The organism is Klebsiella sp. 4_1_44FAA (assembly GCF_000238715.1).
Taxonomy (GTDB): Bacteria; Pseudomonadota; Gammaproteobacteria; order Enterobacterales; family Enterobacteriaceae; genus Klebsiella; species Klebsiella pneumoniae.
This window is the reverse complement of record NZ_JH414799.1, coordinates 754,240-776,683: the sequence shown is the minus strand read 5'-3', so window position 1 is coordinate 776,683 and position 22,444 is coordinate 754,240. Positions and strand designations below refer to the sequence as shown.

General features: G+C 57.8%; 18 protein-coding genes and 1 pseudogene. 13 read left to right on the top strand and 6 right to left on the bottom strand.

Annotation, left to right across the window (positions count from 1 at the left end; genetic code table 11):
* Window positions 1-26 precede the first annotated feature (26 nt).
* The 3 genes from macB to HMPREF1024_RS16815 all read right to left on the bottom strand — a co-directional run bounded on the left by macB (window position 27) and on the right by HMPREF1024_RS16815 (window position 4,884).
* Complete coding sequence (gene macB, locus HMPREF1024_RS16805) at window positions 27-1,967, bottom strand: macrolide ABC transporter ATP-binding protein/permease MacB (protein WP_004150848.1); 1,941 nt, start codon at window positions 1,965-1,967, stop codon at window positions 27-29.
* Window positions 1,964-3,079, bottom strand: a complete 1,116-nt coding sequence (macA, locus tag HMPREF1024_RS16810; protein WP_002896440.1) for a macrolide transporter subunit MacA — start codon at window positions 3,077-3,079, stop codon at window positions 1,964-1,966. The genes macB and macA overlap by 4 nt, the downstream gene beginning before the upstream one ends.
* Window positions 3,080-3,225: 146 nt before the next feature.
* Window positions 3,226-4,884 (bottom strand): ATP-dependent endonuclease, encoded by a 1,659-nt coding sequence (locus HMPREF1024_RS16815; protein WP_009308247.1) that lies wholly within the window; start codon window positions 4,882-4,884, stop codon window positions 3,226-3,228.
* A gap of 419 nt (window positions 4,885-5,303) precedes the next feature.
* Between HMPREF1024_RS16815 and aqpZ the strand changes: the two genes are divergently transcribed.
* The 4 genes from aqpZ to hcr all read left to right on the top strand — a co-directional run bounded on the left by aqpZ (window position 5,304) and on the right by hcr (window position 9,789).
* Entirely contained in the window at window positions 5,304-5,999 is a 696-nt protein-coding gene (gene aqpZ, locus HMPREF1024_RS16820; RefSeq protein WP_002896434.1) for an aquaporin Z, read from the top strand.
* A 115-nt stretch (window positions 6,000-6,114) separates the two neighbouring features.
* Entirely contained in the window at window positions 6,115-7,014 is a 900-nt protein-coding gene (locus tag HMPREF1024_RS16825; RefSeq protein WP_004147773.1) for a lysine exporter LysO family protein, read from the top strand.
* Window positions 7,015-7,157: 143 nt separating this feature from the next.
* Complete coding sequence (gene hcp, locus HMPREF1024_RS16830; RefSeq protein WP_004176696.1) at window positions 7,158-8,810, top strand: hydroxylamine reductase; 1,653 nt, start codon at window positions 7,158-7,160, stop codon at window positions 8,808-8,810.
* Between the two features lie 10 nt (window positions 8,811-8,820).
* Window positions 8,821-9,789 carry an NADH oxidoreductase gene (hcr, locus tag HMPREF1024_RS16835; RefSeq protein ID WP_004147771.1) on the top strand — a complete coding sequence of 323 codons (969 nt, stop codon included), beginning with the start codon at window positions 8,821-8,823 and terminating at the stop codon, window positions 9,787-9,789.
* Between the two features lie 211 nt (window positions 9,790-10,000).
* On the opposite strand, the gene HMPREF1024_RS16840 is transcribed toward hcr, so the two are convergent.
* Window positions 10,001-10,435 carry a DoxX family protein gene (locus HMPREF1024_RS16840; RefSeq protein WP_002896408.1) on the bottom strand — a complete coding sequence of 145 codons (435 nt, stop codon included), beginning with the start codon at window positions 10,433-10,435 and terminating at the stop codon, window positions 10,001-10,003.
* A 151-nt stretch (window positions 10,436-10,586) separates the two neighbouring features.
* On the opposite strand from HMPREF1024_RS16840, the gene poxB reads away from it, so the two are divergent.
* The 4 genes and pseudogenes from poxB (at window position 10,587) to HMPREF1024_RS16855 (ending at window position 15,900) form a co-directional block, all read left to right on the top strand.
* Window positions 10,587-12,305 carry a ubiquinone-dependent pyruvate dehydrogenase gene (poxB, locus tag HMPREF1024_RS16845; protein ID WP_004176700.1) on the top strand — a complete coding sequence of 573 codons (1,719 nt, stop codon included), beginning with the start codon at window positions 10,587-10,589 and terminating at the stop codon, window positions 12,303-12,305.
* A gap of 38 nt (window positions 12,306-12,343) precedes the next feature.
* A pseudogene (gene ltaE, locus HMPREF1024_RS0126170) lies at window positions 12,344-13,346 on the top strand (low-specificity L-threonine aldolase).
* 10 nt (window positions 13,347-13,356) lie between these two features.
* Window positions 13,357-14,799 (top strand): SDR family oxidoreductase, encoded by a 1,443-nt coding sequence (locus HMPREF1024_RS16850; protein WP_009308244.1) that lies wholly within the window; start codon window positions 13,357-13,359, stop codon window positions 14,797-14,799.
* Between the two features lie 87 nt (window positions 14,800-14,886).
* Window positions 14,887-15,900, top strand: coding sequence for an NAD(P)-dependent oxidoreductase (locus tag HMPREF1024_RS16855; RefSeq protein WP_002896399.1), 1,014 nt, complete (start codon window positions 14,887-14,889; stop codon window positions 15,898-15,900).
* On the opposite strand, the gene HMPREF1024_RS16860 is transcribed toward HMPREF1024_RS16855, so the two are convergent.
* Both HMPREF1024_RS16860 and HMPREF1024_RS16865 read right to left on the bottom strand, forming a co-directional pair.
* Window positions 15,897-16,727 carry an N-acetylmuramoyl-L-alanine amidase gene (locus HMPREF1024_RS16860; RefSeq protein WP_004209681.1) on the bottom strand — a complete coding sequence of 277 codons (831 nt, stop codon included), beginning with the start codon at window positions 16,725-16,727 and terminating at the stop codon, window positions 15,897-15,899. The genes HMPREF1024_RS16855 and HMPREF1024_RS16860 overlap by 4 nt on opposite strands.
* Before the next feature lie 31 nt (window positions 16,728-16,758).
* Window positions 16,759-17,898, bottom strand: coding sequence for a GGDEF domain-containing protein (locus tag HMPREF1024_RS16865; RefSeq protein ID WP_004183512.1), 1,140 nt, complete (start codon window positions 17,896-17,898; stop codon window positions 16,759-16,761).
* Between the two features lie 877 nt (window positions 17,899-18,775).
* On the opposite strand from HMPREF1024_RS16865, the gene HMPREF1024_RS16870 reads away from it, so the two are divergent.
* The 5 genes from HMPREF1024_RS16870 to artM all read left to right on the top strand — a co-directional run bounded on the left by HMPREF1024_RS16870 (window position 18,776) and on the right by artM (window position 22,389).
* Window positions 18,776-19,291 (top strand): lipoprotein, encoded by a 516-nt coding sequence (locus HMPREF1024_RS16870; RefSeq protein ID WP_002896394.1) that lies wholly within the window; start codon window positions 18,776-18,778, stop codon window positions 19,289-19,291.
* Window positions 19,292-19,517: 226 nt separating this feature from the next.
* Window positions 19,518-20,246, top strand: coding sequence for an arginine ABC transporter ATP-binding protein ArtP (gene artP / locus HMPREF1024_RS16875; protein WP_002896392.1), 729 nt, complete (start codon window positions 19,518-19,520; stop codon window positions 20,244-20,246).
* 20 nt (window positions 20,247-20,266) lie between these two features.
* Window positions 20,267-20,998, top strand: coding sequence for an arginine ABC transporter substrate-binding protein ArtI (artI, locus tag HMPREF1024_RS16880; RefSeq protein WP_002896390.1), 732 nt, complete (start codon window positions 20,267-20,269; stop codon window positions 20,996-20,998).
* 6 nt (window positions 20,999-21,004) lie between these two features.
* The gene (artQ, locus tag HMPREF1024_RS16885; protein WP_002896386.1) at window positions 21,005-21,721 is read left to right on the top strand and encodes an arginine ABC transporter permease ArtQ; all 717 of its coding nucleotides are present in this window, start codon (window positions 21,005-21,007) and stop codon (window positions 21,719-21,721) included.
* Complete coding sequence (artM, locus tag HMPREF1024_RS16890; protein ID WP_004141917.1) at window positions 21,721-22,389, top strand: arginine ABC transporter permease ArtM; 669 nt, start codon at window positions 21,721-21,723, stop codon at window positions 22,387-22,389. The genes artQ and artM overlap by 1 nt, the downstream gene beginning before the upstream one ends.
* Window positions 22,390-22,444: the final 55 nt, after the last annotated feature.

Sequence of the window (22,444 nt, the reverse complement as noted above, 5' to 3'; positions counted from 1 at the left end):
ACTGGCATTTTTATTTCTCGCCCCGCCTATTCTCGCGCCAGGGCATCCACCGGATCGAGCCGCGCCGCGTTGCGCGCAGGCAGCCAACCAAACAGCACCCCGGTCAGCGTCGAACAGAGAAACGCCGTCAGCAGCGCCAGCGGAGAAAAACCAATCTCCCAGCCGGGGAGAAACAGCTGTAAAATAAAGGCGATCATCAGCGACAATGCTACGCCCAGCGCGCCACCGACCAGGCAAACCAGCACCGCTTCAATGAGAAACTGCTGCAGCACATCGCTGGCCCGGGCGCCAACCGCCATGCGGATGCCGATCTCCCGGGTTCGTTCGGTCACCGACACCAGCATAATATTCATTACGCCAATCCCGCCGACCACCAGGGCAATCACCGCCACCAATGTCAGGAACAGCTGTAAGGTATGTGTGGTCCTTTCGGCGGTTTTCAAGACGCTGTCCATATTCCAGGTGAATACATCTTTTTTACCATGCCGCAGCTCCAGCAGACGCAGCAGCTGTTTCTCTGCGGTTTCACTGTCGTAGCCTTCATGAACGCGCACAGTGATGGAGTTCAGCCACGACTGGCCCATTACTCTTCCCGCCATGGTGGTGTAGGGCAACCAGACGCGGAGAATTTTGCTGCTGCCGAACATCGACTGCTTTTCATCCGCAACGCCAATCACCGTGGCCGGCATATTGCCCACCAGAATCACCTCTCCCACCACTTTCGCTTTATTGGGAAACAGCTGCCGACGGGTATTGCTGTCGAGCACTACCACCTGTGCCCGACTGTTGAGCTGCAGTTCATTGAAGGTATTACCTTCGCTAAAGGTCATGCCGTAGACATTAAAATACTGCGGACCGACCCCCTCCGCGCTGGCGGCAACGTCAATATTGTTGGCGCGCAGGCGCAGGCTTTTTGAAACCGCCGGCGTGGCGGAGCGCACCCACGGCTGCTTCTGGATCGCCAGCAAATCGTCATACTTCAGCGCCTGCTGATAGCGCGGGTCGTCGTCGCCAAAATCCTTACCAGGATACACATCAATGGTATTGGTGCCGATGGCGCGAATATCCGCCAGCACCATCTGCTTGGCGGCATCCCCCACCACCACGATCGACACCACCGAGGCAATACCGATAATAATCCCGAGCATGGTCAGCAGGGTACGCATTTTATTCGCCGCCATCGCTCGCCAGGCCATCACCAGCGCTTCGCGAAAGCCGCTGGTAAACTGACGCCACGCCGAAGGCTCCGCCTGCGGACGGGCGCGCAGTCCGCCGCCCTGGCGGCTGGCGGGCGGGTTGCGGACGATCTCGCCATCGCGGATCTCGACGATCCGCTCCGCCTGAGCGGCGACCTGCGGATCGTGGGTCACAATGATGACCGTGTGCCCCTGCGCTTTTAGCTGGTGCAGGATCGCCATTACCTCTTCGCCGGAATGGCTGTCCAGCGCGCCGGTCGGTTCATCAGCGAGGATCACCTCCCCGCCATTCATCAGGGCGCGGGCGATACTGACCCGCTGCTGCTGACCGCCGGACAACTGTGATGGTTGATAGTCGGCGCGCTCGCCCAGCCCCAGCCGCACCAGCAGCTCATGAGCGCGCGCCAGGCGCGCGCGCCGTTCACTGCCGGCATACACCGCCGGCACTTCGACATTCTGCGCGGCGGTCAGATGGGACAGCAGATGGTAGCGTTGAAAGATAAAGCCAAAGTGTTCCCGCCGCAGACGGGCCAGCGCATCGCCATCCAGCTGCGCGATATCGGTTCCCGCTACCCGATAGGTGCCGCTGGTGGGTTTGTCGAGGCAGCCAAGGATATTCATCAGCGTCGATTTTCCCGAGCCGGAGGCCCCGACGATCGCCACCATCTCACCCGCATGGATGCTGAGGGTGATCCCCTTCAGGACCTCAACGCTGCCGTCGCCGGAAGGATAGCTGCGACGTATATCTCGCAGCTCAAGCAGCGCCGTCATTTTGCCGCCCCGCTCGCGCTCTCGCCGACGATCACTTCGTCGCCCTCTTCCAGACCTTGCACCACTGCGACGTCGGTATCATTGCGGGCGCCAATGATAACCTCACGCTCTTTGACCTCACCGGTGCGCAACAGTCGAACGTGGTAGCGGTTATCGCCTACCGCGTCGCCCAGGGCGCTCAGCGGGATAGTAATCACGTTCTTCACCTCAGCCAGCTGAATGTGCACCTGCGCGGTCATGTCGAGGCGCAGGATCCCCTGCGGGTTCGGTACCTCGAAGCGGGCATAATAGAAGATGGCGTCATTCACTTTTTCCGGCGTCGGCAGAATGTCTTTCAGTTTACCTTCATAACGGGTAAGCGGGTCGCCCAGCACGGTAAACCACGCTTTTTGCCCCGGTCTGAGGTGGATGACATCCGCTTCAGAGACCTGCGCTTTAACCAGCATGGTGCTGAGATCCGCCAGCGTCAGAATGTTAGGCGCCTGCTGGGCGGCGATCACTGTCTGTCCCTGCAGGGTGGTAATTTGCGTCACTTCGCCGGCCATCGGCGCCAGGATCCGCGTGTAATCGAGGTTGGTCTTCGCCGTATCGAGCGTCGCCTGGTTACGCTTTATTTGCGCTTCAATAGTGCCGATCTGCGCCTGTTTCACCGCCAAATCGGTGGCCGCGGTATCAAGGTCCTGCCGCGAGACCAGCTGGCGCTGCGCCAGCTGCTGCTGACGGGCCAGAGTCACTTGCGCCAGTTTGCTCTCCGCGCGCGCCTGATTGAGCTGGGCGCGCAGCTCCATGAGCGTCGCTTCCACCTCTTTAATCTGGTTTTGCGCCTGCTCCGGATCGATAACCCCCAGCAACTGATCCTTTTTAACCTTATCGCCAATATTGACGTGCAGCGTTTTCAGCTGTCCGCTGACCTGGGCGCCGACGTCAACTTTTCGCAGGGCATCCAGTTTGCCGGTGGCCAGCACGCTCTGCTGGAGATCCCCTTTGCGAACTACCAGCGTCTGGTAGTTCGGCAGCGGCGCATTGAGGATCCGCCATCCCCAGATAGCCAGCCCCAGCACAACGATCGCCAACAGCCACCAGACGGTCCTGCGTTTTCCCTTCACTTTCATATTCCGATTCCTGCTGTTTCCCTGCCGCTCCAGGCGGTGATTCTATCGAAACCCGTTGGCAACAGGACACCCATTTTTCGTGTCAATGAGGTTTTGTTTAGCTGCCGGAGAGCTTTGTGCCGCCGTAAATGACGACGGCGGTGAGATTAATCGGCACGACCGCGGGCTAGCCACAGCACCCGTGAGAACATTTTCTTCAGCAGCGTCGGCACAGCGTCCACGCCACGGCGGCCGGCCTCCATCGCCACCTCAATCGCCAGGTCCGGCTTGGATGAGCGATGGATGGCTTTGGTGATCACCCGCCGCATATTCATCGGGACATTATCCGGGATCTGCGCCACCCGATGATAAACGTCATCAAATCCCTGACGATACATAAAGTGTTCCATATCCAGCGCCGGCAGACTGGTCAGATGGTCGCGCTCCAGCTCGCGATCGTTATTAAGCAGACCTCGTACCGTCGCGGCATATTTTTTCCCCGCCTCATCGCCGTCCACCAGCACGTGCCACTGGATCCCCATCCGGCGGGCAAACTTGATCAATGGCTTCAGGCCGGACTGGGCGAATTCGATCACCTTAACCCCTTCAGCATCAAAATGATGACCGCACTGCCGGGCCAGTTCGTTGATAACCCAGGTTTCCGTCTCTCCCTCCACCAGCAGCCAGCAGCGGGCGAAGAGCGATGAGGCGCGATTGAAGCGGATGTGAAAAGCAATGCGCCGGCTCTCTTCGGCATTCATTCCGCCCGGCCCCAACCGCCACGCCGATACCCGCGTCGACTCACGCACCAGCCGGCAGACCTGCTCTACCGGCGTCAGGGACAGCAGCTCTCCGGAGTTGGTGGTGGTCACACGCTGCAGCGGCAACAAATTCAGCAGGTGCCAGGCGACGGAAAGCATGATCGGATGCAGACGGGTCTCGGGATCTTCAATCAACAGCAGCGGTCGCGCGTCGCGATCGAGGCGCACCGTCCCTTTCGCCTGCAGGAGGGTGGCAAACAGCCCCAGCAGGATCACCCGATGGCTGCGCCCGCCGGGCTTGTCGATCATCCGGTTGATAATATCCAGATAACGCCAACTGCGCTGTTCATCATGGGAGCGCCGCCGCATCAGGCGATGCCGCGTCTGAGCGCTGCTTTGCTCGGCAAAGTAATGCTCAAGCAGTTGCACCATGGCCGATAGCCCCTGACGGATCTGACCGTCCGATAAATTTTGCGGATGGCTGACCAGTTCGCGGGAGAGAAAATCCAGCTGACGGGCGGTGATCTCTATCTGCGGCGAGTGCGGTACCGTCCCGTTATGGATGCGGCGCATAAAGCGCGCATCGCGCAGGCGCAGCACCGGCATCAAACGCACCAGGTGTCGGGCCAGCTCATCAATCTCCTCCAGCACCAACGCTTCGCCTTCACCATCGATAAAGCTCCGCAGGGTCATCACGCTCTCATCTTCGGCGAGCTCGCCCTCCAGGCGATAGAACACCCGGTGATACCCGTCATCGCAAGGCACCCAGCAGCGCTGAAGCGGACGGAAACGCCGGACCCGATGGCGGCCTGGCTCCGTTTCGCGGAAGGTCAGGATAATATGCAAATGGTGTTCGCGCCCCTGGATGTCGCCCGGGGGAAACCAGAAATCATCGCGAACAAAGTGATAAAGATCGAACTCCGGCGACAAAAGCAGGGTCAGCGCATCAAGCAGACTGGACTTCCCCCACGCGTTCTCCCCGATCAGGACGTTATTTTGCTCCAGCATCAACGACAAACGATTGATACCGCGAAAACCGACGATTTCTACGCGCTCAAGAAGCATATCCCCTCCGCTACACCACCACTCTCCTTCAGTAATCAACAGTATAGCGAGGGCGGAGGCAAGATGACACTCTGCTTAATCGCATCCGTGGCTCATATTCAGCGGATTAAATATATTCATAAAATTACTCACTTATCGCCTATTACCGGCCGTTGATTATTCATCAAACAAAATAGTTTTATTTCAGGCGTTATGATCTACACTATTGATAATCTTCCATGGATAAAGGAAAGGCTAAACTGGCAAAAGGAATCCACTCACCTTGCCCTAAATCAAATAATATCAATATATTTAACTGACTCCGGGATGGCGATTATCTCTAGAATAACGCCGCTTTATTTTTATCGTCATCCCTTATCACGATAAATAAAGACCGGCACGGTCCGCTCGTGCGCGTAAACAATTTAATTGAGGTGGTTATGTTCAGAAAATTAGCAGCCGAATGCTTCGGCACCTTCTGGCTTGTATTTGGCGGCTGCGGTAGCGCCGTGCTCGCCGCGGCTTTCCCCGAGCTGGGTATTGGTTTTGCCGGCGTCGCGCTGGCATTTGGCTTAACGGTATTAACCATGGCGTTTGCGGTCGGCCATATTTCCGGGGGGCATTTCAACCCGGCGGTCACCTTAGGCCTGTGGGCCGGCGGCCGTTTTCCGGCAAAAGAGGTCATTGGCTATATTATCGCTCAGGTGGTCGGCGGAATTATTGCCGCGGCGGTGCTGTACGTGGTTGCCAGCGGTAAAGCCGGCTTTGATGCCGCCGCCAGCGGCTTTGCCTCCAACGGCTATGGCGAACACTCCCCGGGCGGCTTCTCCATGCTGTCGGCTATCGTCATTGAAATTGTCCTGACCTGCGGCTTCCTGCTGGTTATTCATGGCGCGACCGATAAACATGCGCCGGCGGGCTTTGCCCCCATCGCCATCGGCCTGGCGCTGACCCTCATCCATTTGATCAGCATTCCAGTCACCAATACCTCGGTCAACCCGGCGCGCAGCACCGCGGTGGCAATTTTCCAGGGCGGCTGGGCGCTGCAGCAGCTGTGGCTGTTCTGGGTCATGCCAATCGTCGGTGGGATCCTCGGCGGCGTGCTGTATCGCACCCTGCTGGAAAAACGCGATTAACGCTTTTCAAAGCCCGGGTCTCCGGGCTTTTTCTTTCTGGCGACAGCTTTACTCGGCCCGGTGATTTGGGTAGTGTCATGGGCGCTATTCTCATCATGCAAGGGCTGCATCGTTCATGTTTTCGGGACTCTTTATTATTCTGTTGCCGCTGGTCGTCGGCTATTTACTGCCTCTTCGTCACTCCTCCGCGCTAAAGCTGATAAACCGCATGCTCAGCTGGATTGTCTATGTAATCCTTTTTTTTATGGGTATCAGCCTGGCGTTCCTCGACAATCTGGCCAGCAACCTGCTGGCAATATTGCATTACGCCGCGGTGAGCGTGGTTATCATTTTACTGTGTAATATCGCCGCCCTGCTGTGGCTGGAAAGTAAAATGCCATGGCGCAGTCAGCATCGTCAGGAGAAATTACCCTCGCGCCTGGCCATGGCCCTGGAATCGCTGCAGCTGTGCGGTGTGGTCGTGCTCGGTTTTCTGCTCGGTCTGACCAGACTGCCTTTTTTACAGCACGCGACAGAAGCCAGCGAATATACGTTGATTTTTCTCCTGTTCCTCGTCGGTATCCAATTACGCAATAATGGAATGAGTCTGCGACAAATAGTCCTTAACCGCCGGGGAATGATCGTCGCCGTGGTGGTTACGGCCAGTTCATTACTCGGCGGGATACTTAACGCCTTTATTCTCGGTCTGCCGTTAAAGACCGGTCTGGCAATGGCCAGCGGTTTCGGCTGGTATTCGCTCTCCGGTATTTTACTCACCGAATCCTTTGGCCCGGTCATCGGTAGCGCGGCGTTCTTTAACGATCTCTGTCGCGAGCTGCTGGCCATCATGTTAATTCCGGGCCTTATTCGCCGCAGCCGCTCCACGGCGCTGGGGCTGTGCGGCGCCACCTCGATGGACTTCACCTTACCGGTACTGCAGCGTTCCGGCGGCGTCGAAATCGTCCCTGCCGCCATCGTGCACGGTTTTCTGCTTAGTTTGCTGGTCCCGATCCTGATCGCCTTTTTTACCGCCTGAGCACCCGTTGGCGGCAGCCCTCCTGCCGCCAAATTTGCGCTAAATCAATCTCCCTTTAAGTTGTCTTAGAAATACCTTTTCACCCGTTGCCGCGCGGCATAACCTTAAACATGTATATCAAATATAACTTTAAAGGTGTGACCATGTTTTGTGTGCAATGTGAACAAACCATTCGTACCCCAGCCGGCAACGGCTGCTCTTACGCGCAGGGGATGTGCGGTAAAACAGCGGAAACCTCGGACCTGCAGGATCTGCTGATTGCGTCACTGCAAGGCCTGTCCGCCTGGGCGCTTAAAGCGCGCGAATATGGCATTATCGATCATCAGGTCGACAGCTTTGCCCCCCGCGCCTTCTTCTCCACCCTGACTAACGTTAACTTCGATTCCCCGCGCATCGTCGGCTACGCCCGCCAGGCAATTGCCCTGCGTGAGGCGCTGAAAGCGCAATGCCTGGCGATCGATGCCAGCGCCGCGGTCGACAGCCCGGTCGCCGACCTGCAGCTGGTCAGCGACGATCTGGGCGACCTGCAGCGTCAGGCGGCGGACTATACCCCGAATAAAGATAAAGCCGCCATCGGCGAAAATATTCTCGGTCTGCGCCTGCTGTGCCTGTACGGTCTGAAGGGTGCGGCGGCCTATATGGAGCACGCCCACGTGCTCGGCCAGTACGACAACGCTATCTATGCCCAGTACCATAAAATCATGGCATGGCTGGGCACCTGGCCTGCGGATATGAATGCGCTGCTCGAATGTTCGATGGAAATCGGCCAGATGAACTTCAAAGTGATGAGCATCCTCGACGCCGGTGAAACGACCAAATACGGCCATCCGACGCCGACTCAGGTCAACGTTAAAGCCACCGAAGGGAAGTGCATCCTGATCTCCGGCCACGATCTGAAGGATCTGTATAACCTGCTGGAGCAGACGGAAGGCACCGGCGTCAACGTCTATACTCATGGCGAAATGCTGCCGGCTCACGGCTATCCGGAGCTGCGTAAATTCAAACATCTGATTGGCAACTACGGCAGCGGCTGGCAAAACCAGCAGGTGGAGTTCGCCCGCTTCCCGGGCCCCATCGTGATGACCTCTAACTGCATCATCGACCCGACCGTCGGCGCCTACGACGACCGCATCTGGACTCGCAGCATCGTCGGCTGGCCGGGTGTGAACCATCTGGAAGGTGAAGACTTCTCCCCGGTCATTGCCCAGGCGCAGCAGATGGCGGGCTTCCCGTACAGCGAAATCCCGCATCTGATCACCGTCGGCTTTGGCCGTCAGACCCTGCTTGGCGCGGCGGATACGCTGATCGATCTGGTCAGTCGTGAAAAACTGCGCCATATCTTCCTCGTCGGCGGCTGCGACGGCGCCCGCGGGGAGCGTAACTACTTCACCGATTTCGCAACCAGCGTGCCGGATGACTGCCTGATCCTGACCCTGGCCTGTGGTAAATACCGCTTCAACAAACTGGACTTTGGCGATATCGAAGGGCTGCCGCGCCTGGTCGACGCCGGGCAGTGTAATGACGCTTACTCGGCGATTATTCTGGCGGTCACGCTGGCGGAGAAACTGGGCTGTGGCGTCAACGATCTGCCGCTGTCGCTGGTGCTCTCCTGGTTCGAACAGAAAGCGATCGTCATCCTGCTGACGCTGCTGTCGCTGGGTGTGAAAAACATCGTCACCGGTCCGACGGCGCCAGGTTTCTTCACCCCGGATCTGCTGGCGGTCCTCAATGAGAAGTTTGGTCTGCGTTCCGTGACCACCGTGGAACAAGATATGCAGCAGCTGCTGAGCGCTTAAGGAGTCCCTGATGACTATGCCAACCTCCCAGTGCCCGTGGCGGATGCAGGTTCACCACATTCACCAGGAAACCCCGGACGTGTGGACCCTTTCGCTGCTGTGCCACGATTACTATCCGTACCGCGCTGGCCAGTACGCTCTGGTTAGCGTGCGTAACTCGGCGGAAACGCTGCGCGCCTATACCCTCTCCTCGACGCCGGGGGTCAGCGAATACATTACGCTGACCGTTCGCCGTATTGACGAGGGTACGGGTTCGCAGTGGTTGACCCGCGAGGTCAAACGCGGCGATTACCTTTGGCTGTCCGATGCGATGGGCGAGTTTACCTGCGACGATAAAGCGGAAGATAAATTCCTGCTGCTGGCCGCCGGTTGCGGCGTTACACCGATCATGGCGATGCGCCGCTGGCTGGCTAAGCATCGACCGCAGGCCGACGTACAGGTGATTTATAACGTGCGTTCGCCGGAAGATGTAATCTTTGCCGAAGAGTGGCGCAACTACCCGGTCACCCTGGTAGCGGAGCACAACGCGACGCACGGTTTTGTCGCCGGCCGTCTGACCCGGGAGCTGCTGCAGAGCGTGCCGGATTTAGCCAGCCGCACCGTGATGACCTGCGGCCCGGCGCCTTATATGGAGAAGGTCGAGCAGGATGTTGCCGCCCTGGGCGTCACCCGCTTCTTTAAGGAAAAATTCTTCACCCCGGTGGCTGAGGCCGCCACCAGCGGGCTGAAATTTACTAAACTGCAGCCGGCGCGCGAGTTTTACGCGCCGGTGGGCACCACGCTGCTCGACGCGCTGGAGAGCAATAAAGTGCCGGTGACCGTCGCCTGCCGCGCCGGCGTCTGCGGCTGCTGCAAAACCAAAGTGGTTTCCGGGAAGTACAGCGTCACCAGCACCATGACGCTGACCGACGCCGAAATCGCCGACGGCTATGTGCTGGCCTGCTCCTGTCATCCGCAGAGCGATCTGGTTCTCGCCTGAGGTCAAAATCCCCGGTGGCGCTACCGCTTACCGGGGCTACAGCGCTGTGCGATTTGGTAGCCCGGAGAAGGCGCAATGCGCCGCCTCCGGGAAAATCCCTGGCGACAATAAACAAACGCTCAGGCGACATGAGATAAACGCTTTCCCGGACTGAAAAAATTGCAAATCGCCAACAGTATCGACTTTACGCCCCAGGACGAATGAGGCATTTTTACCGCCAGGCCGACTGACCGGCCAGCGAATAACGCCCCGCGCCGAGTAGCGCAATCGCCAGTGCGCCAACAAAGAAATAGACCAGATTCTCAATGGCCCACGCTCCCACCGCATCAAGCGCAAACGTCTTATCTAAGCCGACCATCAGCCACGCCACCACCATGGTGAACGCCAGCACCAACGCCGCCGGGCGGGTCAGGACGCCGAGAATTAACAAGCAGGGAGCGACCACTTCCCCCACCAGCACACCGTAGGCGATAAACCCGGGCAATCCCTGCGCCGCCAGCATCCCGCTAATGCCATCCACACCATCTATCAGCTTATGGATTCCATGGAAAAGCATTAAGCCGCCGACGGCAAGTCGTAACAAGAGTTTACCGGCGTCATCATGCGACAGCCTGCGATTTACTGTGTTTAACAATCCTTTAACCATTTGATGTGCATCCTGTTTTGCATCCTGTGTACTTCCAGAGTATGCGCAGCCGGAGAGGAATAAAACCAGCAAAAAATCAGGGGTAATCGGTTACATTGCGGTCAGTTTCATCTAAGCTTGAAGGCGTTATCAAAAAAAGGAGATGGAGATCATGAAACAGACCGTGGCGGCATACATTGCCAAAACGCTGGAACAGGCCGGCGTGAAACGTATCTGGGGCGTCACCGGAGATTCCCTCAATGGATTGAGCGATAGCCTTAACCGCATGGGCACCATCGACTGGATGCCCACCCGGCACGAAGAGGTCGCCGCTTTCGCCGCTGGCGCGGAAGCGCAGCTGACCGGCGAGCTGGCGGTCTGCGCCGGCTCCTGCGGACCGGGCAACCTGCACCTGATTAACGGTTTGTTTGACTGTCATCGCAACCATGTCCCGGTGCTGGCCATCGCCGCCCACATCCCATCCAGCGAAATCGGCAGCGGCTATTTTCAGGAAACCCATCCTCAGGAGCTGTTCCGCGAGTGCAGCCATTACTGCGAACTGGTCTCCACGCCGGAGCAGATCCCGCAGGTGCTGGCAGTGGCAATGCGTAAGGCAGTGATTAACCGCGGCGTCTCGGTGGTGGTGCTACCCGGCGATGTGGCGCTGAAGGCCGCCCCGGAAAGCGCCAGCAGCCACTGGTATCATGCGCCGCTGCCGACGGTCACCCCGGCGGAAGAAGAGCTGCGCAAGCTGGCGCAGCTTATTCGCTACTCCAGCAATATCGCGCTCATGTGCGGCAGCGGTTGCGCCGGCGCCCACCAGGAACTGGTGGAGTTCGCAGCCAAAATTAAAGCCCCCATCGTCCACGCCCTGCGCGGCAAAGAGCACGTGGAGTACGACAACCCGTACGATGTGGGCATGACCGGGCTGATTGGCTTCTCTTCTGGCTTCCACACCATGATGAACGCCGATACCCTGATCCTGCTGGGCACCCAGTTCCCCTATCGCGCCTTCTACCCAACCGACGCGAAAATTATCCAGATCGACATCAACCCCGGCAGCATCGGCGCACACAGTAAGGTCGACATGGCGCTGGTGGGCGATATTAAATCGACGCTGAAGGCGCTGCTGCCGCTGCTGGAAGAGAAAACCGATCGCCACTTCCTCGATAAGGCGCTGGAGCACTATCGCGACGCGCGAAAAGGGCTCGACGATCTGGCTAAACCCAGCGATAAAGCCATTCACCCGCAATATCTGGCGCAGCAGATCAGTCATTTTGCCGATGAAGATGCCATTTTCACCTGTGATGTCGGCACCCCGACCGTCTGGGCGGCACGCTATCTCAAAATGAATGGTAAACGCCGCCTGCTGGGCTCGTTCAACCACGGCTCAATGGCCAACGCCATGCCGCAGGCCATCGGCGCCAAGGCCACTGCGCCGGAGCGGCAGGTAGTGGCCATGTGCGGCGACGGCGGGTTCAGCATGCTGATGGGCGATTTTCTGTCGCTGGCGCAGATGAAGCTGCCGGTGAAGATTGTCATCTTTAACAACAGCGTGCTGGGCTTCGTGGCGATGGAAATGAAGGCCGGGGGCTATCTCACCGACGGTACGGAGCTCCACGATACCAACTTCGCCCGCATCGCCGAGGCCTGCGGTATCAAAGGTATACGCGTTGAAAAAGCCTCCGAGGTGGATGAAGCGCTGCAGACCGCCTTCCGCACCGACGGTCCGGTGCTGGTCGACGTCGTCGTCGCCAAAGAGGAACTGGCGATCCCGCCGCAGATCAAGCTGGAGCAGGCCAAAGGCTTTAGCCTGTATATGCTGCGGGCGATCATCAGCGGGCGCGGCGATGAGGTCATCGAACTGGCGAAAACCAACTGGCTCAGGTAAAACAGAAGCAATACGTTGAACCAGACCAAGGAAAAGCCGTGATCGATTTACGCAGTGATACCGTTACCCGTCCCGGGCGCGCCATGCTGGAGGCCATGATGGCCGCCCCGGTCGGGGACGATGTGTATGGCGACGACCCTACCGTCAATGAACTGCAGCGCTATGCCGCCGACCTGGCCGGCAAAGAAGCGGCGCTATTTCTACCCACCGGCACCCAGGCCAACCTCGTTGGCCTGCTCAGCCATTGCCAGCGCGGCGAAGAGTATATCGTCGGCCAGGGGGCGCATAACTATCTATACGAAGCCGGCGGCGCGGCGGTCCTCGGCAGTATTCAGCCGCAGCCGATCGACGCCGCGGCGGATGGTTCGCTGCCGCTGGATAAAGTGGCGGCAAAAAATCAAACCCGACGATATCCATTTTGCCCCCACCCGCCTGCTGAGCCTGGAAAACACCCATAACGGTAAGGTGCTGCCGCGCGACTATCTGCAGGAAGCCTGGGCGTTTACCCGCCAGCGCAATCTGGCGCTGCACATCGACGGCGCGCGCATCTTTAACGCCGTGGTGGCCTACGGCTGCGAGTTACGCGATATCGCCCAATACTGCGACTCCTTCACCATCTGCCTGTCAAAGGGGCTTGGCGCTCCGGTAGGCTCGCTGCTGCTCGGCAGCGAGGCGTACATTCGCCGCGCCGTCCGCTGGCGGAAAATGGTCGGCGGCGGGATGCGCCAGGCGGGCATCCTGGCCGCCGCCGGGCTGTACGCGCTGAAAAATAACGTGCAGCGCCTGCAGGAGGATCATGACAACGCCGCGTGGATGGCAGAGCAGCTGCGCGCTATCGGCGCCGACGTCACCCGTCACGATACCAACATGCTGTTCGTTCGCGTCGGCGAAGAGCAGGCCCCGGCGCTCGGCAAGTTTATGCAGGCGCAGGGGGTATTGATTAACGCCTCGCCTGTTGTCCGTCTGGTCACTCACCTGGATGTCAACCGTCAGCAGCTGAGCGAGGTGGTCGCCCACTGGCAGGCTTTTTTACAACGCTAAGGAGTCAGGCGTGTCGCAATCAGTTCTGGTGCTCGGCGCCAGCGGCTATATTGGCCAGCATTTAGTGCGCGCATTAAGCGCGCGGGGCTATCCGGTGCTGGCGGCGGCACGCCATATCGACCGATTGCAAAAACTCGCTTTGCCCGGCGTTACCTGCCGGTCAGTCGATCTCAATCAGCCGCAGGACCTGCCTGCGCTACTCACCGGTATCGATACCCTTTATTATCTGGTCCACGGCATGGGCGAAGGCGGTGATTTTATCGCCCATGAGCGGCGGGTGGCGACGTATGTGCGCGATGCCCTGCGTCAGTCATCAGTGCGCCAGGTGATATTTCTCAGTTCGCTGCAGGCCCCGGCGCAGGAGCAGTCCGACCATCTGCGCGCTCGTCAGATTACCGGCGATCTCCTGCGTGAGTCGGGCGTGCCGGTGACCGAGCTGCGGGCCGGGATTATCGTCGGCGCCGGCTCCGCCGCCTTCGAGGTGATGCGCGACATGGTTTATAACCTGCCGGTGCTAACCCCTCCGCGCTGGGTACGTTCGCGTACTACCCCTGTCGCGCTGGAAAACCTGCTCGTTGACCTGGTTGAGCTGCTGAATCATCCCTCCGATGCGCACCGCGTCTTCGAAGCCGCCGGTCCGGAGGTGTTAAGCTATCAGCAGCAGTTCATTCGCTTTATGGCCGTCAGCGGTAAACATCGCCCGCTCATTCCCATTCCCCTGCCGACGCGCTGGATCTCGGTGTGGTTCCTCAATGTCATCACCTCGGTGCCGCCGACCATCGCCAAGGCGCTGATTCAGGGGCTGAAGCACGATCTAATCGCTGACGATCGGGCGCTGCGGGCGCTGATCCCGCAAACGCTGATCCCCTTCGATCAGGCGGTTCGCCGCACGCTGAAAGAAGAAGAGCAGTTAGTAAACTCCAGCGACTGGGGCTACGACGCTCAGGCTTTCGCCCGCTGGCGACCAGAGTACGGCTACTATCCGAAGCAGGCAGGTTGCACCGTCGCCACTCAGGCAAGCCGCCAGGCCCTGTGGCAGGTCGTTAACCAAATCGGCGGTGAAGAGGGGTATTTTTTCGGCAATCTGCTGTGGAAAACCCGCGGCGCGATGGATCTGCTGGTCGGCCACCGGCTGGCCAAAGGGCGGCCGCGGCGCGCTTATCTGCAAACCGGCGATACGGTCGACAGCTGGAAGGTAATTATCGTGGAGGAAGAAAAACAGCTCACCCTGCTATTCGGTATGAAAGCGCCCGGGCTGGGCCGATTAAGCTTTACCATTAACGATAAAGGCGATCGTCGTGAACTGGACGTGCGCGCCTGGTGGCACCCGCACGGTATGCCAGGCCTGATCTACTGGCTGCTGATGATCCCGGCGCACCTGTTTATTTTCCGCGGTATGGCGCAACGCATCGCCCGGCTGGCCGAACAAATCTCAGGCAGAGTCGAAGGATAAGCGTTATTCTTTCATGATTCTCATTGCATAGTCGGGAGAATCACGGAAAAATGCGCACGAAATTCTTTTCTGGGACAGTAGAGTGATATGAAGGTACTGGTTACCGGTGCGACCAGCGGATTAGGCCGCAACGCAGTGGAATATCTGCGCAACAAGGGCATCAGCGTGCGAGCGACCGGGCGCAACGAAGCGATGGGCAAGCTTCTGAGCAAAATGGGGGCGGAATTCATCCCGGCAGATTTAACCGAGCTGGTCTCTTCGCAGGCTAAAGTGATGCTCGCCGGTATCGATACCCTATGGCACTGCTCCAGCTTTACCTCGCCATGGGGCACTCAGCAGGCTTTCGATCTCGCTAACGTCCGCGCCACCCGTCGTCTGGGCGAATGGTCAGTGGCATGGGGAGTGCGCAATTTCGTCCATATCTCTTCGCCATCGCTCTATTTTGATTATCACCATCATCGTGATATCCAGGAAGATTTCCGTCCACACCGCTTCGCCAACGAGTTTGCCCGCAGCAAGGCGGCCAGCGAGGAGGTGATCAACCTGCTGGCGCAGGCCAACCCGCATACCCGTTTTACCATTCTGCGGCCGCAGAGCCTGTTTGGGCCGCACGACAAAGTCTTTATCCCCCGGCTGGCGCAAATGATGCAGCATTATGGCAGCGTCCTGCTCCCGCGCGGCGGCAGCGCGCTGGTCGACATGACCTATTATGAAAACGCCGTACATGCGATGTGGCTGGCGAGCCAGCCGGCCTGCGATCATCTTCCCTCCGCCCGCGCGTGGAATATCAGCAACGGCGAACCGCGCACCTTGCGGAGCATCGTGCAGAAATTGATCGACGAGCTCGGTATCAAATGCCGGATCCGCTCAGTTCCCTATCCGATGCTGGATATTATCGCCCGCAGCATGGAGCGCTTTGGCGATAAAACCGCCAAAGAACCCGCGTTTACCCACTACGGCGTCTCCAAGCTTAACTTTGATTTTACGCTCGATATCACCCGCGCGCAGGACGAGCTGGGCTATCAGCCGGTGGTGACGCTTGACGACGGCATCGTGCGCACCGCCGCCTGGCTTCGCGACCACGGTAAACTACACCGCTAACCCTGGCCATATTTTTCTAACAGCGCCTCGGCTATCGCTTCGGTTTGCGCATCCGCTACCCCATCCCAGCGCTGCGGACGGAAGTGCATCTGGAAGGCGATAATCACCCGCTTCTTCTGCGCGGGGGTCATCTCCGGCGTCACCTGATAGCCATAGCGCGAGAGCAAATCCAGTACGATTTCGGGGTCCACTGGCTCGCTGGCCGGCCGCCCGTTGAGATAAAAGGCCACCCGCTGCTCGTCAGGCCAGGCGCCGATCCCCTGCTGCGCCAGCTGTTGCCAGGGGAATAACGGCCCCGGATCGTCTTTGCGCTGCGGGGCGATATCCGCATGGGCGACCACATTCTGCGGCGCGATGTGGTAGCGGGCGATGATATCGCGCGCCAGCGGGATCAGAGCCGCAATCTGTTCCGGATGAAAGGGGGTAAAACTTTTGACGCCCGCCGTCTTCTGCCAGCCGCGGTTCTCCAGCTCAATGCCAATGGAGGTATCGTTAATGCGCGTACTGCCGCGCCAATAGCTTACCCCGGCGTGCCAGGCTAAATCCTCTTCCGGCACCAGCTGCCAGATCCGCGGTTTATGCTGATAACGCGGGGGCTGTTCAGGAATTAAATAGTGGGAGCTGACCTCTTTATCGGTCAACGTGGCCAGCGAGACATCAAAATTGTCAGCCGTATAGTGGATCACTAACACCTTTATTCGCGGATAGGCAGCCTGCGCCGGATGACGAGTGTCCAGCTGGTATCCGTCGCGATCGATAATGCCCTTTTCCCCAGCGCAGCCGGTCAGCAGCAGCGCCAGCAGCACGATCCGCATCATCCGTTTCATCCCTTCTCCCTTGCCCGGCAGCGTCTCCGGGTTAATAAGACCATTGATTACGTCCATTATTTTTCGCCTGATACAGCGCACTGTCCGCCCGGGCGATCAGCGTCTCTATCGGGACCGTGCCATCGGAGGCGACGATCCCGATACTCACGGTGACCTCCGACGCCACCGCCGAAGCGGCGTGCGGTAGGCCTGCCTCGCGGATCTTCTGCTGAATGCGCTCGGCAATAGCGGTGGCATGCGCTAAGGACACCCCGGGCAACACGACGACAAACTCTTCGCCGCCGTAGCGAGCCACCAGATCGCCCTCCGCCCGGACCGCCATTTTAAGCACCTGCGCGACAGAAGATAAGCACTCATCACCAGCCTGATGGCCATAGCGATCGTTATAGCGCTTAAAATAATCGACATCGATCATCATCAGCGCCAGCGGCGTTTTTTGCTGCCAGATCGCCGCCAGGTAAGCATTGAGCGCCCGACGGTTAGCGGTTCCGGTTAAGGCATCCTGGTTGGCGATACTTTCCAGCCGCTGAATAAGCTGCATATTCTCCTGGTGGGTATCCCAGGCTTCGTCATACCAGCGCTGCAAAATACGTCGGCCATACAACAAAATCGCGGTAAAAATGGCCCAGAGGATCAAAAAGCGGATCTCGGTGTGATAGTGGAGCTGTATTCCCGCCAGCAAGGCGGTCACCCATAGCGGCAGCATAAAAGCGGTTATGCCGGGCCAATGGTGATACAGCGCGGTGAGGCCGGTAGTCATTAATATCACCAGCAGCGGCCAGGCAAAGGGCAAGGTCCAGAAAAAAATAAAACAATAATTACTCAGGGACCAGCACAGACTGAGCGCCAGCAGCAGCCCGGTGATGATATTCAACGTATATCGTCCCTGCGCCAGTCGCGGCGTGAGGGCAATAATCACTAAAATGGCCGAAATGATAATAACCGCAATCAACGCCGCTTCGATATAAGGAATAACCGCCCGGTGCGTCAGTAGCCTCTTATCAAAATAGGTAAAGATAAAATTGCGGAAGAAAATCATTAACGCAAAAGCGATATTGACAAAGGCCAGCCAGGGCATACTCATGGACAGCGCATGGCGCTGGACATTATCTCTGGTGGCCCACAACGCGGCTCGCTGCTGCCGGGCGCGCTCTCGCTTATTTGTTAACATCTTAACTCCCTGGTGACCTGCATGACCATGGGCGCAGCCCCTGCTTTTCTATATGATAAACCATGTTACCGGGAATGTCTGTCAGCGCCCTATCCCCTCAGCTCCGGCCTCTCAGGGTGATTTTCAGCTAACGACCGAAGAAAATAGCCTGGTCCGCTCCCGATGGGTAACCGGCTCAAAAAACAAGCATCAGCACTGCGAAATACGTCATCTTTTCGCTAAAAAGCGTTAACTAACCGTCATTAAATTGCAGCATTTTGCTTACAAAAAGCAGTGTGAGTTCAATCTGAATCATTCATTGGTGAATGCAAACAAGAGCATGATGATAGCGAGATAAACAATAGGGGCTAAGAATATTAAATATGCAGCTTTAGTGGCAGGTACAGCATTGTTTTAAGCGGCCAATGCCGTCTCCGCAGAGATTTTAACAAAACAGCTTTTGATAAAGTCCATACGCAATATACCAAAATCGGCGCCATTTCCTCTACTGGTCAAACCGCATCCAACGATGCCCGTGAAGAGCTGATTAAAAAAACAAATGAACAAGGGGGGCGTCATTGTCCCCTCCTCCGGTAATACGGATAAAAAAATGCACGTCGCCACTCGCATCTATAAGAAGAAATAATTACCCTTATCTTTCAAGAGCCATTTCCCTATTTTACGGGGTAATATTTCTTGTTCACGGGAAAATTAAGTTTATTTTTATACTGCCCTGCCTTTTAGCGCCTGACGGAATTCTGTCATCCCCGTGCCGATTTCCCGCCCTAAGGCTGTAGCCACATCAAGATCTTAGCTCTTTGCGTCAAGTACAATCCGCACGCTATACGCTATGCTTTAACGGAAACTGAAAACGTAGTTCGCTTATAAGGAAATCATCATGCGCTACAAACTTTTTGCTGTACTTCTCCCTTGCGCGCTGGCGCTCAGCGCCTGTACGACCGTCACCCCGGCCTATAAAGATAATGGCACCCGCAGCGGCCCCTGCGTCGAAGGCGGCCCTGACGACGTAGCGCAAAAATTCTACGACACCCAGATCCAGAATCGTACTCAGGATCCGGCGGCGCTGCGCCCCTATCTGAGCGACGGCCTGGCGCAGTTACTCAATGACGCCCGCCAGGATCCCGCCAACAGCAAATTACTGCAGGCTAATCCGTTCTCCAGCAGCAGCACCCCGGCAGACAGCGCCGTGGTCGCCAGCGCCTCCACCATCCCGAACCGCGATGCGCGCAATATTCCGCTGCGCGTCGATCTGAAACAGGGCACCCAGAGCTGGAAAGATGAAGTGCTGATGATCCAGGAAGGCCAGTGCTGGGCCGTCGATGACGTTCGCTATCTCGGCAACAACAGCCATGCGCCAGCCGGGACGCTGCGACAGAGTCTGGAGAAACGCTGATTCCGGAGTTGAAGCGACGCCGCTGAAACGATAACCCCGGTAAAATGTCGGTATTCGCCCCAGGAATGCCGACATTTGCGCCCCCCTCACCCACCAGGCCATATTTTGTGCTAACTTTAAAGCTAAACGTGGTTTAGATTTAACTTTTAACGCATAAATATTGCATAACTATTCTGCCAAAGGTAGTATTTGCGGCCTCAATAGCTATTCGTATCAGACTGCCCAGATGAGTATTAAACTAAACGGCATTAATTGCTTCTACGGCGCGCACCAGGCGCTGTTCGACATCACGCTGGATTGCCCGCAGGGGGAAACGCTGGTGCTGCTCGGCCCCAGCGGTGCCGGGAAGAGCTCGCTGCTGCGCGTACTCAACCTGCTGGAGATGCCGCGGTCCGGTTCGTTATCCATCGCCGGCAACCAATTCGATTTCACCAGAGCGCCGTCCGATAAAGCGATTCGCGAGCTGCGTCAGAACGTCGGCATGGTCTTTCAGCAATACAACCTGTGGCCGCACCTGACGGTACAGCAGAACCTGATCGAGGCCCCCTGTCGCGTACTGGGGTTAAGCAAGGATCAGGCGCTGGCTCGCGCAGAGAAGCTGCTGGAGCGCCTGCGTCTGAAGCCGTACAGCGATCGTTACCCGCTGCATTTATCCGGCGGCCAACAACAGCGGGTGGCCATCGCCCGCGCGCTGATGATGGAGCCGCAGGTTCTGCTGTTCGATGAGCCTACCGCGGCGCTCGACCCGGAAATCACTGCCCAGATCGTCAGCATCATCCGCGAGCTGGCTGAAACCGGCATTACCCAGGTTATCGTCACCCACGAAGTTGAAGTGGCGCGCAAGACGGCCAGCCGGGTGGTGTATATGGAAAATGGCCATATCGTCGAGCAAGGGGATGCCTCCTGCTTCACGCATCCGCAAACTGACGCGTTTAAAAACTATCTTTCACATTGATGTTTTTCGGGGAAATGACGATGAAAAAAGTACTGATTGCCGCCCTGCTCGCAGGCATGAGCCTCTCCGCTTCCGCCGCGCAGACCATTCGTTTCGCCACCGAGGCCTCTTACCCTCCGTTTGAGCTGGTGGACGCCAACAACCAGATCGTCGGTTTCGATGTCGATCTGGCGAACGCATTGTGTAAAGAGATCGACGCCACCTGTACCTTCACCAACCAGGCCTTTGACAGCCTGATCCCGGGACTGAAATTCCGCCGTTTCGACGCGGTCATGGCCGGGATGGACATCACGCCGGAGCGTGAAAAGCAGGTGCTGTTCTCTACCCCGTATTATGACAACTCGGCGCTGTTCGTCGGCCAGCAGGGTAAGTTCACCAGCATTGACCAGCTGAAGGGCAAAAAAGTGGGCGTGCAGAACGGCACCACACACCAGAAATTCATCACCGATAAACATCCGGAAATCACTACCGTGCCTTACGACAGCTACCAGAATGCGAAGCTGGACCTGCAGAACGGTCGTATCGACGCGGTCTTTGGCGACACCGCCGTGGTGACCGAATGGCTGAAGAGCAATCCGAAGCTGGCGGCCGTGGGCGATAAAGTGACCGACAAAGCCTATTTCGGCACCGGGCTGGGCATTGCCGTACGTCAGGGCAACACCGACCTGCAGCAGAAATTTAACGCTGCGCTGGAAAAAGTGAAGAAAGACGGCACTTACCAGACCATCTATAACAAATGGTTCCAGAAGTAAGACTGAATGAACGAAATTTTTCCATTAGCAAGCGCCGCCGGGATGACCGTCGGCCTTGCCGTTTGCGCGCTCGTCATCGGCCTGGTCCTGGCGATGCTCTTTGCGGTACTGGAGTCAGTGAAATGGCGCCCGGTAGCCTGGCTTGCAACCGGCATAGTGACCATCCTGCGCGGGCTACCGGAAATTCTGGTGGTGCTGTTTATCTATTTCGGCTCTTCCCAGCTGCTGCTGACGCTCTCTGACGGTTTCACCATCCCGCTCGGGTTCACGCAGATCCCGGTCCAGATGCAGATTGAGAACTTTGACGTCAGCCCGTTCCTCTGCGGGGCGATCGCCCTGTCGCTGCTGTATGCCGCTTACGCCTCGCAAACGCTGCGCGGCGCGCTAAAAGCGGTTCCGCAGGGCCAGTGGGAGTCCGGCCAGGCGCTGGGGCTGTCGAAAGCGGCCATATTCTTCCGTCTGGTGATGCCGCAGATGTGGCGCCATGCCCTGCCCGGCCTCGGTAACCAGTGGCTGGTGCTGCTGAAGGACACCGCGCTGGTGAGCCTGATCAGCGTCAACGATCTGATGCTGCAGACCAAAAGCATCGCCACCCGCACTCAGGAACCCTTTAACTGGTATATCATTGCGGCGGCAATCTATCTCGTCATCACCCTGTTGAGTCAATACATCCTTAAGCGGATTGACCAGCGTGCGACGCGCTTCGAACGGAGACCAGGCTGATGCTCGACTATTTACCCGAACTGCTGAAAGGACTGCATACCAGCCTGACACTGACCGTGGCGTCGATTATCGTGGCGCTGATCCTGTCGCTGATCTTCACCATTATCCTGACCCTGAAGACGCCGGGGCTGGTATGGATAGTTCGCGGCTATATCACCTTGTTTACCGGTACGCCGCTGCTGGTGCAGATCTTCCTGATCTACTACGGCCCGGGACAGTTCCCTTCGCTGCAGGAGTATCCGTGGCTGTGGCATCTTATCTCCGAGCCGTGGCTGTGCGCCCTGATCGCTCTGTCGCTCAACAGCGCCGCCTACACCACTCAGCTGTTTTATGGCGCCATCCGGGCGATCCCCGACGGGCAATGGCAGTCCTGCAGCGCGCTGGGGATGAGTAAAAAGGATACTCTGGCGATCCTGCTGCCGTACGCCTTTAAGCGTGCGCTATCGTCCTATTCCAACGAAGTGGTGCTGGTTTTCAAGAGTACCTCTCTGGCCTACACCATCACGCTGATGGAAGTGATGGGCCACGGCCAGCTGCTGTACGGACGCACCTACGACGTGATGGTGTTCGGCGCCGCCGGGATTATCTATCTCATCGTTAATGGACTGCTGACGCTGCTGATGCGCCTGGTGGAACGCAAAGCGCTGGCCTTCGAGCGACGTAGCTAGCACCAGAGCATATTGCATAAAAAGCAAACAGCAAGGCGGACAAGTCTAACACCTG